This window comes from Ureibacillus endophyticus (assembly GCF_024159215.1).
Lineage (GTDB): Bacteria > Bacillota > Bacilli > Bacillales_A > Planococcaceae > Ureibacillus > Ureibacillus endophyticus.
Genome location: NZ_JAMYWW010000001.1, coordinates 3,161,532 through 3,174,735, shown reverse-complemented (window position 1 = coordinate 3,174,735; position 13,204 = coordinate 3,161,532). Strand labels below are relative to the sequence as shown.

Genomic DNA, 13,204 nt, shown 5'->3' with positions numbered 1-13,204 from the left:
ATAAAAGTGCTGTGATACGATAGTAAAAAGCTCAAAAAATAAATAAATAATTTGAATACTTTTTGAGCAAAGTTAGTATGTGCGTATAAAAAGTCTTTAGTCGAAATAAATTTTAAAAGTAATAGAAGGGAGTGTTAATTATGCCAGAGTCTACCTGGAAGATTCATGAAATACGTCAACAAGTTGCTGTTATCGATGGGAAACAAGCGCCATCAATTGTTTTAAAAAATACACGCTATTTACATAGTGTTCTAAAAAAATGGGTTAACGGTAATATTTGGATTTTGAATGATCGGATTGTTTATGTGGGAAATGAAATCCCGACAAAGCTTACGAATACAGAAGTGGTGGATTTGCAAGGAAAAGTCGTTGTTCCTGGATATATTGAGCCACATGTACATCCATTTCAGCTATATCATCCACAATCTTTTGCTGATTTTGCGTCACAAAGTGGTACAACCACATTTATAGCTGATAACATTTCATATGTATTATCACTCCCTAATCAGAAAGCGTTTTCAATTTTAGACCAACTGAAAAAATCACCGTTTTCATTTTATTGGTGGGCTCGATTTGATTCACAAACAGAAATTGAAAACGAAGATGAACTTTTTACTAATAAATCAGTATTAGAGTGGCTTGAACGAAATGATGTGATTGTTGGTGGAGAGTTAACAGGGTGGCCACGTATTGCGCGTGGTGATGATATGATGCTGTATTGGATACAGGCTTCAAAAATCAAAGGGAAAAAGGTGGAAGGTCATTTTCCGGGAGCTTCCGAAAAAACCCTCGCTCGTATGAAATTATTTGGAGCAGATGGTGACCATGAAGCAATGACAATAGAAGAGGTAGAAAATCGAATTCTACACGGTTATGCAGTGACTCTAAGACATTCTTCTATCCGACCAGACTTACCGATTCTTTTAGAAGGTATACTTGAGAAAAAATTAAACATTTTTGATCATCTTATGATGACGACGGATGGTTCTACACCTAGCTTCCATCAAGATGGTGTGATGGACAAATGTATTCAAATCGCAATTGATGCTGGTGTTTCACCAATAGATGCTTATAATATGGCTACCTATAATATTGCTCGATATTATAACATGAACCACTTACACGGCTTAATTGCCACAGGTCGATTTGCATCTTTAAATATTTTGAAGGATGAATTTTCTCCAAATCCTGAAGCAGTTTTATCAAAAGGGGTTTGGTTAAAACGAGATAATCAAAAAGTAAATTCCTTACCAAAAATTGATTGGGGACATTTTAAGCCTCTTAATTTATCTTTTAAATTATCCGATGATGATTTCCAATTTTCAATGCCAATCGGAATTGAAATGATAAATGATGTAATAACAAAACCTTACTCTATTAATCTACAATTCAATAAGAGAGAGTTGCCAGTTGGATTAGATCAAAGTTATTTATTGTTAATTGACCGAAATGGAAAATGGCGTGTAAATACGATGATTAAAGGATTTGATACACATGTTAAGGGATTTGCCTCATCCTATTCAAATACTGGTGAAATTATCGTTATAGGAAAGAATATTGAAGATATGATGCTTGCCTTTGAAGAGTTAAAAAAATTAAAAGGCGGAATTGTTCTTACTGAAAATGGAGAGGTAGTAACTTCAATTCCTTTACCAATAAACGGTACTTTATTCGATGGGGATGTTGAAGAACTTATTGAATATGAGTTAACATTAAAGTCCGAAATGAAAGAACGTGGCTATAAACATTCTGATTTGATTTATACATTATTATTCTTACAATCAACACATCTACCATATATTCGTATAACTCCTCGAGGAATTTACGATGTTATGCAAAAGAAAGTGATGTTACCAGCTGTGATGCGCTAAAGGGGAGAAAGAAAAATGACTAAAAATAAAGTTATGATTGCACTATTCTCTACAATGTTACTTGTAGGCTGTGGAGATAAAGAAGAAACAGAAAAAGTAGAAGAAACAGTTGAGGAAGAAGAAACAATACCGGTAACAGAAGAAGTGGAGTTACCTTATGTGACACCTTTCACAGGAGAGAAGGTTGCAAATGAAGTAACGATGCGTCCTATCATTGCAACAATCAACAATCATCCAGATGCAAGACCGCAATCAGGGATTGCATCTGCGGATGTTGTTTATGAGATGTTAGCAGAAGGAGATATTACTAGATTGTTAGCTTTATTCCAATCAGAAATTCCAGAATCAATTGGGCCTATTCGAAGTGCCCGAGATTATTTTATTGAAATTTCAGCTGGTTTGGATGCATTTTACATAGCCCATGGTTATAGTCCAGAAGCACAAACGATGTTGATGAATGGGGTTGTGGACAATATTAATGGAATGGCGTATGATGGCACAGTCTTTAAACGTTCTTCTGAAAGAGTTGCACCTCACAATTCTTATATTCCAGGAGAAAATATTGAACTTGCAGCAGAGAAAGTGAATGCTTCACTTCTTTATCAGGAGAAAGTGTCGTATAATTTTTATGAGCCAGATGAAAGTGCTAAAATGGGAGTTGAAGCAACTTCAGTTAAGATAACTTATGGAGGATCTAGTTCCTTTAATAGCGTTTATACTTACAATGCTGATACAAAAGTCTATTCTAGGGAATCAGGAAGTGTCGTAACAACCGATCACTTAACAGGGGAACCAATCGAGTTATCCAATGTTTTATTTTTCGAAATGGATCATAGAATCATCGATAGCGCGGGACGTCGTGAAATCGATATCACTTCAGGTGGTACAGCCTATGTGTTTCAACAAGGAATTATGCGTGAAGTACTATGGAAAAACGTTGATGGTGTTTTAAAAGCAGTAGAAACTGATGGAAGTGAAGTGAAATTAGTACCTGGACATACTTGGATACATTTTGTTCCATCAAATCCAGGCATAGTTTCTTCGGTTAGTTTCTCTTAGTTTATTGAAGGGAAGAAAAAACATGCAGATTGATAAAATTCGGGGACATCAAACTGACCAATTATTTAAAGCTGTATTGGAACTTAAAGATCTTGAAGAATGTTATAAATTTTTCGATGATTTATGTACAATAAGCGAAATTCAATCGTTGGCTCAACGCTTTGAAGTAGCTCATTTACTTCGACTTAAAAAAACATACGAAACAATAAAAAAGGAAACTGGTGCATCAACAGCAACCATTTCTCGAGTTCGTCGTTGTTTTGACTATGGAAATGATATGTACGATGAAATGTTAGGACGTTTATTTCCTGACGAAAAGCCATTCCAACCAAAATAAATTTAAACTCTTAGGCTGCCTAGTAAGTGAAAAAGGCAGCTTTTTTTACTTCTAAATTTTTCACTTATTGTAGTTTACGTTATACTTGATACGAATCTATATAAATGAAGAACAGAATTAAATGGGGTGCAAGAATGGATTATAAAAATTGGCGACATGTGTTTAAAATTGATCCAGCAAAGGAAATCTCTGATGAGGATTTAGAAAAAGTTTGTGAATCCGGAACAGACGTTATTTTAGTAGGTGGAACTGATGGTGTAACAGTTGATAATGTTATTGATATTTTGTTACGCGTTAGACGCTTTTCAGTTCCGATTGCTTTAGAAATTTCTAATTTAGAGTCAGTTATCGGTGGTTTTGATTATTATCTGATTCCTTCAGTATTAAATAGTACCGATACAAAATGGGTAAAGGACCTTCACCATGCAGCGTTAAAAGAGTACGGAGATGTAATGGTTTGGGACGAATTGATTGCTGAAGGTTACTGTATATTAAATCCAGATTGTAAAGTAGCAGAAGCGACTAGTGCAAATACAGACTTATCAAAAGACGATGTGATTGCATATGCCAGATTAGCTGAAAATTATTTCAAACTACCAATTTTTTATGTGGAATACAGTGGGACTTACGGTGATGTAGAAATTGTTTCTGCTGTAAAAGATGTACTATCAGAAACGAAGCTGTTTTACGGTGGAGGCATTACAAATATAAAACAGGCGGAAGAAATGGCAAAAATCGCGGACACGGTGATCGTTGGTAATATTATTTATGACGATCTAAAACAAGCGTTAAAAACTGTTGAAGCTGTAAAAAGTGTAGCGATTTAAAATGATTTAGGAGAGTAGATATAGTATAATAGAACAAATGTTTGTATAAAGGCGGTGCATCATGGAACAAATAACGAAAAATCTACTTAACGGAATGAATCCACAGCAAGCAGAAGCTGTGAAAACAACAGAAGGACCACTTTTAATCATGGCAGGGGCAGGTTCAGGAAAAACGCGCGTATTAACTCATCGAATTGCCTATCTAGTGGTTGAAAAAGAAGTTTACCCTTCAAAGATACTAGCGATTACCTTCACAAATAAAGCCGCCCGTGAAATGCGTGAACGTATTGATGGACTTTTAGGGAATGGTACAACAGAAAGTATGTGGGTATCTACCTTCCACTCAATGTGCGTACGTATTTTAAGAAGAAATATTGACCGTATCGGCTATTCAAAAAATTTCTCTATCTTAGATTCGTCTGACCAACTTACTGTAGTGAAGAACGTATTAAAGCAACTAAATATTGATTCGAAACGATATGAACCCCGTGCGATTTTAAGTGCAATTAGTTCAGCAAAAAATGAGTGTATTACTGCTGATATGTATAAAGCAAATAGCAATCCGAGCAATCCTTATGAAAAGGTCATTTCACAAGTTTACGATGAATACGAAAAGAGATTACGTAAAAACCAATCCCTCGATTTTGACGACCTAATTATGACGACGATCACATTGTTTGAACGTGTGCCAGATGTACTGGAATACTATCAAAATAAATTCCAATATATTCATGTAGATGAGTATCAAGATACAAACCATTCTCAATACAAACTCGTCCAATTATTAGCGAAAAAGTTTAAAAACATTTGTGTTGTAGGCGATTCAGATCAATCGATTTATCGTTGGCGTGGAGCAGATATCGGAAATATTTTATCCTTTGAAAAGGACTACCCGAATGCAAAAGTAATTTTACTAGAGCAAAATTACCGTTCTACAAAGCGAATTTTACAAGCGGCTAATGATGTGATTGAAAATAATGAGAGCAGATATCCGAAAAAGCTTAGAACTGAAAACCTTGATGGTGAAAAAATAGTAGTCTACAAAGCGTCAACGGAGCAGGATGAGGCTCAATTTGTTGTGCAAACGATTCAAAAATTAATGGAAAAAGAAAATCGCTCATTAGATGATTTTGCTATCCTTTACCGAACAAATGCTCAGTCACGTGTGATGGAAGAAGTGCTTTTAAAATCGAATATGACTTACCAAATCGTAGGAGGTACAAAATTCTACGACCGAAAAGAAATTAAAGATTTGCTGGCATATTTACGTTTAATTGCAAACAATGATGACGATCTATCCTTAGCACGTATTATTAATGAGCCAAAGCGAAATATTGGGGCCACTTCCTTTGAAAAAATGGCAACTTATGCAATCCAGCACGACCTTTCAATTTTTGAAGCAATGAAGGAAGTACTATTTATGGGACTTACTTCAAGAGCAGCTGGAGCAGTTGAGAAGTTTCGTGAATTAATTTCGAACTTAACACAAATGCAAGAATTTTTATCTGTTACAGAATTAGTGGAGCAAGTCATTGATAAATCCGGCTATCGAGAAATGCTTCAAAATGAAAAAACAATTGAAGCAGAAAGTCGCCTAGAAAATATAGAAGAGTTTTTATCTGTAACAAAAGCCTTTGAAGAGCGTAGTGAGGATAAATCACTTGTTGCCTTTTTAACGGACTTAGCACTTGTTGCAGATATTGATGCACTTGATAAAGAGGATACTTCAAAAGGCAGCATCATTTTAATGACAATGCACTCGGCTAAAGGATTAGAATTCCCGGTTGTGTTCATTATCGGAATGGAAGAAAATATTTTCCCACATTCACGATCTTTAAGTGATGCGGCAGAAATGGAAGAAGAACGTCGCCTCGCATATGTCGGCATCACTCGAGCAGAACAACGACTTTATTTAACATGTGCAGGCTCACGTACACTGTATGGTCGTTCAAGTTTTAACATGCCTTCACGATTTATAAATGAAATTTCAGATGATGTGATAGAGCATATTTCGAAATCAGGAAATCGAATTGATGCTGACGATCTTCCATTTAGCTCTAATAGACGAGCTTCAAGTTATAGACGTACAGTTGGCAATGTACAAACGAAGCCTCAAGTAGCTAGCTTACAATCGACAGGTGGAAATGAACTTGAATGGAAAGCTGGCGATAAAGCGGTCCATGGCAAATGGGGTACAGGTACAGTTGTTAGTGTGAAAGGTGAGGGAGATGGTCTTGAGCTTGATATTGCTTTCCCGAATATAGGAATAAAACGTTTGTTAGCGAAATTCGCACCAATTACAAAAGGGTAAAATATGTATTTTGGAGGAACACAATGAACGACATTGAAAAACGAGTGGCAGAGTTAAATAAATTGCTACATGAATATGAACATGCCTATTACGTACTAGATAAACCACTTGTACCTGATGCAGTTTATGATCAACTTTTGCATGAATTAATTGCCTTAGAAAAAGAAAATCCTTCATTAATTTATCCTGATTCACCAACAACCCGCGTTGGAGGAACTGCAGTAGATGGCTTCAAAAAAGTGACTCATAGGTTTCCAATGCTTAGTTTATCCAATGCTTTTGGTGAAGAGGATTTACGCGATTTTGACCGTAAAATAAGACAAGCTATTGGAGATAACTTTTCCTATGTTTGTGAATTGAAAATAGACGGTTTAGCGATTTCGTTAAAATATGAAAATGGTGTCTTTGTTCAAGGTGCAACTCGCGGAGATGGAACAGTTGGAGAGGACATTACTGCAAACTTAAAAACAATCCGTGCCATTCCGTTACGATTAAAGGAACCCATAACGATTGAAGTGCGCGGTGAAGCGTATATGCCGAAAAAGTCCTTTGAAACACTAAATCAAAAACGTGAGGAAAATGGAGAAGAAACATTTGCAAACCCACGCAACGCTGCTGCTGGTTCTTTACGTCAATTAGACCCTAAAATAGCAGCAAGTCGTAATTTATCTACCTTTATCTATGCAATTGGTGGAGATGGTGAAGCATATGGCATCGATTCTCATGCAGAAATGCTTGATTATTTAGAGACACTAGGATTCCCTTCCAATAGAGAACGTCAACTTTGTGCAACAATTGATGATGTACTGACGTTTATTAGTAAGTGGACAGAAAACCGTCAAAATTTACCTTATGAAATTGATGGAATCGTGGTAAAAGTAAATCGCTATGCTCATCAAGATGAACTAGGATTTACGGCAAAAAGTCCACGATGGGCAATTGCTTATAAATTCCCTGCTGAAGAGGTTGTTACAAAAATTCTAGACATCGAACTAACTGTCGGTCGTACTGGTGTTATCACCCCTACAGCAATTTTAGAACCTGTTCTAGTAGCTGGTTCGACTGTTGGAAGAGCTTCTCTTCATAATGAGGATTTAATCCGTGAAAAGGATATCCGTATTGGGGATACTGTCATCGTGCATAAAGCTGGTGATATTATTCCAGAGGTTGTAGGGGTAATATTAGAACAACGACCAGAAGATGCTGTTCCTTTTGAAATGCCAACACATTGTATTGCATGTGAAAGTGAACTTGTTCGCATTGAAGGTGAAGTGGCCCTACGTTGTGTAAATCCAACTTGCCCTGCACAAATTGCAGAAGGCATTAAACATTTCGTTTCTCGTAACGCGATGAATATCGATGGTTTAGGAGAAAAAGTCGTAGAGCAACTTCTTCGTGAAAATTATATTAAAGACGTGTCAGATTTGTATCACCTTCAAGTAGAGCAACTTGTGAAGCTTGAACGAATGGGAGAAAAATCTGCAACGAATTTAGTCAACGCAATTGAACGTTCAAAAGAAAATTCAATGGAACGTCTTTTGTTTGGCCTAGGTATTCGTCATGTAGGAGAAAAAGCAGCCAAAATCTTATCGGAACAATTTGAAACAATCGATAGTTTAATGGAAGCAACAGAAGAGCAGTTAACTGCTATCTTTGAAATTGGTGAAAAAATGGCTGATTCTGTCGTTACTTATTTCCAACAAGATGAAGTAAAAGAACTGATTTCAAGATTAAAAGATGTCGGCGTAAATATGAAGTACAAAGGTAAAAAAGTTCAAGTGGAGATTGGTGAAAATCCATTTGCAGGTAAGACAATTGTACTAACTGGAAAATTATCGCAATTGACACGGAATGAAGCAAAAGCGAAAATAGAAGAGTTGGGCGGAATAGTTACAGGTAGTGTGAGTAAAAAAACCGACCTTGTAATTGCAGGTGAAGATGCAGGTTCGAAATTAACAAAAGCTCAAGAACTGGGCATTGAAGTTTGGGACGAAAACCGCCTTGTTGAACAATTACAATAGTAAAGGAGTTTCTAACGATGAACCGATTTCGCTGGATTCCGGCGATGGTCGTTGTAGCAATGCTAACAGGTTGTGTACCTTCCCTAAAGGAAGATACTGAAGTGTTACAAAATACAGATGAAGCTGAAGCAGAGGTTGAAACGACAATCATCCCAAGTATGCAATTAAGTGACAGTTATTATAGAACGCTTGTACCTTACAAGGAGAGTGCAAGTCGTGGATTAGTCGTGTCAAATTTATTTACAAAATATGATATTAATGAAGTAGAAACTGGACTAATGCGTTTATCTCAGAATGTCTATGACACTGAAAACTACTACTTCCAAGAGGGTCAATATTTAGATGCAGAGACCGTAAGTAACTGGTTATATCGAAGTAATCAAAACAAAGATGAATCACCAGAATTACAAGGTCTGAACCCACCAGATACAGATGCTTCGGGAAATAAAATGACACCAGAAGTAAGGGCAAAACAAGCACCAATTTATTTAGCACATATTGTTGAGCAAAATTATCTGACAAAAACGGATGATAATAAAGTGAAAATCGGCGGTATTTCAATCGGTCTTGCCCTAAATTCAACATACTATTATCAAAAGGAACAGTATGGAGAATATTATGAAGAGCCCATTCCTGAAGCGGAAATGGTGAAAAAGGGCAAACAAATTGCGGAAGAAGTACTTACAAGACTTCGTGCAAGACCTGATTTAAAGGATCTTCCAATCGTTATCGGTTTGTTTAAACAAGAACAACGTAATGCGATTATACCGGGTACTTACTTTGCTTATAGCGTTTCAGATAGTGGACAAAATACTTTAGGGGAATGGCAAGAGATTAAAGAAAATTATGTTACTTTCCCAATGTCTACACCAGATGAAATCTATAGAGAAGCAAACGATAAATTCCTAAACTTTAGACAAGATATTGATAAATATTTCTCAAACTATACAAGTGTTATTGGTCGAGGATTTTATCAAAATAATCGTTTGACGAAGCTGACAGTTGAAATTCCTGTTCAATTCTATGGGTCAACGGAACTTATCGGATTCTCACAATATCTTTCTGGTGTAATTATTAAACAATTACCAGGGGATATAGACATTGAGGTAAGTATTACATCTGTTAACGGACCAGAAGCCCTCATCCTGAAAGAACGTAATGAGGCAGAGCCCTTCGTTCATATTTACAATTAACAGTGTAGTCAATTTGGCTACATTGTTTTTTTGATATTTAAGAACTATATGACATTTCTATGAATAGGTTTGAATTTATTGAAAATTTGGCGATAATAGAAATTGTTTGAGAAAACTTTAGCGGAATAAAGACAAATAGGTAAAAGTATGACGAGATACCAAGTTTTTAGTCCAATCTTGAGATTTTTTAGAAGAAAAATGTTATTATTATTGATTATTGCCACGTTCATATTCGGAGGTGTAAATTAATGGCGAAATTAACTAAAGAAGAAGTAAAACACGTTGCACATTTAGCTCGTCTTGCAATTACAGATGAAGAAGCAGAAAAATTTGCAGAGCAACTTGGGAAAATTACGGATTTTGCAGAGCAACTGAATGAATTAGATACAACAAACGTAAAACCGACTTCTCACGTATTACCTATCGTAAATGTTATGCGTGAAGACGTTGCACAAAAAGGTTTAGATCGTGAAGTAATGATGCTAAACGTAAAAGAACAAGAGGCTGGTCAAGTTAAAGTTCCACCAATTTTAGAAGACTAATCACCTAAGCAGGAGGGTAACTCATGACGTTATTTGAACGTTCTTCAAAGGAATTACAAGAAGGCTTACATAGCGGCGATTTTAAAATTGCTGATTTAACAAATGAAGCTTTTGCACGCATTGAAAAACTTGATGGCGATGTACAAGCATTTTTAGCATTAAATAAAGAAAAAGCTTTAGAACAGGCTGAAGAAATGGATAAAGTTCCATTTGAACAACGCGGCCCATTATTTGGTTTACCGATCGGAGTAAAAGACAACATCGTAACTGAAGGTCTTGAAACAACATGTGCATCTAAAATTTTGGAAGGTTTTATGCCAATTTATGATGCAACAGTTGTGAAAAAACTTCGCGATGCTGGCATGATCACTGTGGGTAAATTAAACATGGATGAATTTGCAATGGGTTCTTCTAACGAAAACTCTGCATTCAAAACAACTAAAAACCCATGGAATCTTGATCATGTACCAGGAGGATCTTCAGGTGCATCTGCAGCAAGTGTTGCAGCTGGTGAAGTTCCATTCTCATTAGGTTCAGATACAGGTGGTTCAATCCGTCAACCAGCAGCATACTGCGGTGTTGTAGGGATGAAACCAACTTATGGCCGTGTATCTCGTTTTGGTTTAGTTGCGTTCGCGTCTTCATTAGACCAAATCGGACCTATTACTCGTAATGTATATGACAACGCACTATTACTTGAAGCTATCGCAGGCGTAGATGCAAACGATTCAACTTCAGCTGATGTGCCAGTGCCAAACTATGTTGCTGCATTAAACGGTGACATTAAAGGTTTACGTATCGCAGTACCAAAAGAATTCCTTGGAGAAGGCGTTGGGGAAGCTGCACGTAAATCAGTATTAGAAGCACTTGAAGTACTAAAAGGTTTAGGCGCAACTGTAGAAGAAGTTTCTCTTCCTCACTCTAAATATGCACTTGCTGCTTACTATATCCTTTCATCTTCAGAAGCTTCGTCAAATCTTTCTCGTTTCGATGGTATCCGTTATGGTTTCCGTGCTGAAGGCGTGAAAAACTTAATGGAACTATATAAAGAAACTCGTGCGCAAGGTTTTGGTGATGAAGTAAAACGTCGTATCATGCTTGGAACTTATTCTTTAAGTGCTGGTACATACGATGCTTACTACAAAAAAGCGCAACAAGTTCGTACATTAATTAAAGAAGATTACGACAAAGTATTCGAAAACTATGATGTAATCATTGGACCAACTGCACCAACACCAGCATTTAAAGTTGGCGAAAACATCGATGATCCATTAACGATGTATGCAAATGACATCTTAACAATTCCAATTAACTTAGCAGGTGTTCCAGCAATCTCAATTCCATGTGGTTTTGAAAATGGTCTACCACTAGGTTTACAAATTATCGGTAAACACTTCGATGAAGAAACTATTTACCGCACAGCTTATGCTTACGAACAAGCTACAGATTTCACAAAACAAACTCCTCAAATTTGGGAGGTTAAATAATTATGAACTTTGAAACAGTTATCGGTTTAGAAGTACACGTAGAATTAAAAACAGAATCAAAAATTTTCTCTCCAGCGCCAAACCATTTCGGTGCAGAGCCAAATACAAATACAACAGTAATCGACCTTGGTTATCCTGGGGTATTACCAGTATTAAATAAAAATGTTGTTGATTATGCGATGAAAGCAGCACTAGCTCTTAACATGAAAATTAATCAACATACAAAATTTGACCGTAAAAACTATTTCTATCCAGATAATCCAAAAGCATATCAAATCTCTCAATTTGATAAACCAATCGGTGAAAATGGTTGGATTGAAATTGAAATTGAAGGAACAGACGGCCAACCAGGTTATACAAAACGTATCGGTATCACACGTCTTCATATGGAAGAAGATGCTGGTAAATTAACGCATGGTGACGGCTATTCTTTAGTTGACTTTAACCGCCAAGGAACACCTCTTGTAGAGATCGTTTCTGAGCCAGATATCCGCACACCAGCTGAAGCTTATGCTTACTTAGAAAAATTAAAAGCAATCATTCAATACACTGGTGTATCTGATGTACGTATGGAAGAAGGTTCACTTCGTTGTGATGCGAACATTTCTATCCGTCCATATGGTCAAGAAGAGTTCGGTACAAAAACTGAGCTGAAAAACTTAAACTCATTCAACTTTGTACGTAAAGGTCTTGAGTACGAAGAAAAACGCCAAGCTGAAGTATTAATGGCTGGTGGAGTGATTGAGCAAGAAACTCGTCGTTTCGATGAGAAAACAGGTAAAACAATTCTAATGCGTGTTAAAGAAGGAACAGATGATTACCGTTACTTCCCAGAGCCAGACTTAGTTGATTTACAAATTGACGATGCTTGGTTAGAACGCGTTCGTGAGTCAATTCCTGAACTTCCAGATGCTCGTAAAAAACGCTATGTTGAAGAACTTGGCTTAAACAATTATGATGCAAGTGTACTAGTAGTAAACAAAGAGATTTCTGATTTCTTTGATGAAATGGTTGCTTCAGGAGCAGATGCAAAACTTTCTGCGAACTGGTTAATGGGTGATGTTTCAGCATACTTAAACGCAGAGCAAAAGGAAATTAGCGAAACTGCATTAACACCAGAAAACCTTGCTGGTATGGTGAAATTAATTGCAGATGGTACAATTTCTTCTAAAATCGCGAAGAAAGTATTCACTGAGCTTGTGAAAAACGGTGGAGACGCAGCGAAAATCGTTAAAGAAAAAGGCTTAGTTCAAATCTCTGATCCAGCTGTATTATTAGGATTTGTAACAGAAGCGTTAGATGCGAACCCACAATCAATTGAAGACTTTAAAAACGGTAAAGACCGTGCAATTGGTTTCTTAGTAGGTCAAATTATGAAAGCTACTAAAGGACAAGCAAACCCACCAATGTTAAATAAAATCTTACTTGAAGAAATTAATAAACGATAATTTTTTCAATATTGGCCACCCTATAGTTGGATGATTTCAGCTAATAGGGTGGTTTTTTATATTGGGAAAACGTTTAAAGTGCATAGGTCAGCGCTTAAGTGCACATTA

10 protein-coding genes are annotated in these 13,204 nt (G+C 36.5%); all 10 read left to right on the top strand.

What is annotated here, in order from left to right; genetic code table 11:
• The first annotated feature begins 140 nt into the window (after window positions 1–140).
• The 10 genes from NKR20_RS15705 to gatB all read left to right on the top strand — a co-directional run bounded on the left by NKR20_RS15705 (window position 141) and on the right by gatB (window position 13,096).
• Entirely contained in the window at window positions 141–1,871 is a 1,731-nt protein-coding gene (locus tag NKR20_RS15705; protein ID WP_253427471.1) for an adenine deaminase C-terminal domain-containing protein, read from the top strand.
• Between the two features lie 15 nt (window positions 1,872–1,886).
• Complete coding sequence (locus NKR20_RS15700) at window positions 1,887–2,930, top strand: DUF3048 domain-containing protein (RefSeq protein WP_253427463.1); 1,044 nt, start codon at window positions 1,887–1,889, stop codon at window positions 2,928–2,930.
• Window positions 2,931–2,952: 22 nt separating this feature from the next.
• Window positions 2,953–3,267: a YerC/YecD family TrpR-related protein gene (locus NKR20_RS15695; protein WP_121214632.1), complete on the top strand. Its 315-nt coding sequence runs from the start codon at window positions 2,953–2,955 to the stop codon at window positions 3,265–3,267.
• A 134-nt stretch (window positions 3,268–3,401) separates the two neighbouring features.
• On the top strand, window positions 3,402–4,094 hold the full coding sequence (gene pcrB, locus NKR20_RS15690; protein WP_121214631.1) for a heptaprenylglyceryl phosphate synthase: 693 nt from the start codon (window positions 3,402–3,404) through the stop codon (window positions 4,092–4,094).
• Between the two features lie 61 nt (window positions 4,095–4,155).
• Window positions 4,156–6,405: a DNA helicase PcrA gene (gene pcrA / locus NKR20_RS15685; RefSeq protein WP_253427461.1), complete on the top strand. Its 2,250-nt coding sequence runs from the start codon at window positions 4,156–4,158 to the stop codon at window positions 6,403–6,405.
• Window positions 6,406–6,428: 23 nt separating this feature from the next.
• On the top strand, window positions 6,429–8,426 hold the full coding sequence (ligA, locus tag NKR20_RS15680; protein ID WP_253427459.1) for an NAD-dependent DNA ligase LigA: 1,998 nt from the start codon (window positions 6,429–6,431) through the stop codon (window positions 8,424–8,426).
• Window positions 8,427–8,443: 17 nt separating this feature from the next.
• Window positions 8,444–9,619, top strand: a complete 1,176-nt coding sequence (locus NKR20_RS15675) for a CamS family sex pheromone protein (protein WP_121214628.1) — start codon at window positions 8,444–8,446, stop codon at window positions 9,617–9,619.
• Between the two features lie 248 nt (window positions 9,620–9,867).
• Entirely contained in the window at window positions 9,868–10,161 is a 294-nt protein-coding gene (gatC, locus tag NKR20_RS15670; RefSeq protein WP_121214627.1) for an Asp-tRNA(Asn)/Glu-tRNA(Gln) amidotransferase subunit GatC, read from the top strand.
• A 23-nt stretch (window positions 10,162–10,184) separates the two neighbouring features.
• On the top strand, window positions 10,185–11,648 hold the full coding sequence (gene gatA, locus NKR20_RS15665; RefSeq protein WP_253427456.1) for an Asp-tRNA(Asn)/Glu-tRNA(Gln) amidotransferase subunit GatA: 1,464 nt from the start codon (window positions 10,185–10,187) through the stop codon (window positions 11,646–11,648).
• Between the two features lie 2 nt (window positions 11,649–11,650).
• Window positions 11,651–13,096, top strand: a complete 1,446-nt coding sequence (gatB, locus tag NKR20_RS15660) for an Asp-tRNA(Asn)/Glu-tRNA(Gln) amidotransferase subunit GatB (RefSeq protein WP_253427447.1) — start codon at window positions 11,651–11,653, stop codon at window positions 13,094–13,096.
• Window positions 13,097–13,204 lie beyond the last annotated feature (108 nt).

Bases quoted from the DNA above. Each gene is read 5' to 3' on its own strand.
- pcrA (WP_253427461.1), top strand. From the start codon at position 4,156: ATGGAACAAATAACGAAAAATCTACTTAACGGAATGAATCCACAGCAA.
- ligA (WP_253427459.1), top strand. From the start codon at position 6,429: ATGAACGACATTGAAAAACGAGTGGCAGAGTTAAATAAATTGCTACAT.
- pcrB (WP_121214631.1), top strand. From the start codon at position 3,402: ATGGATTATAAAAATTGGCGACATGTGTTTAAAATTGATCCAGCAAAG.
- NKR20_RS15705 (WP_253427471.1), top strand. From the start codon at position 141: ATGCCAGAGTCTACCTGGAAGATTCATGAAATACGTCAACAAGTTGCT.
- gatA (WP_253427456.1), top strand. From the start codon at position 10,185: ATGACGTTATTTGAACGTTCTTCAAAGGAATTACAAGAAGGCTTACAT.
- NKR20_RS15700 (WP_253427463.1), top strand. From the start codon at position 1,887: ATGACTAAAAATAAAGTTATGATTGCACTATTCTCTACAATGTTACTT.
- NKR20_RS15675 (WP_121214628.1), top strand. From the start codon at position 8,444: ATGAACCGATTTCGCTGGATTCCGGCGATGGTCGTTGTAGCAATGCTA.
- gatC (WP_121214627.1), top strand. From the start codon at position 9,868: ATGGCGAAATTAACTAAAGAAGAAGTAAAACACGTTGCACATTTAGCT.
- gatB (WP_253427447.1), top strand. From the start codon at position 11,651: ATGAACTTTGAAACAGTTATCGGTTTAGAAGTACACGTAGAATTAAAA.
- NKR20_RS15695 (WP_121214632.1), top strand. From the start codon at position 2,953: ATGCAGATTGATAAAATTCGGGGACATCAAACTGACCAATTATTTAAA.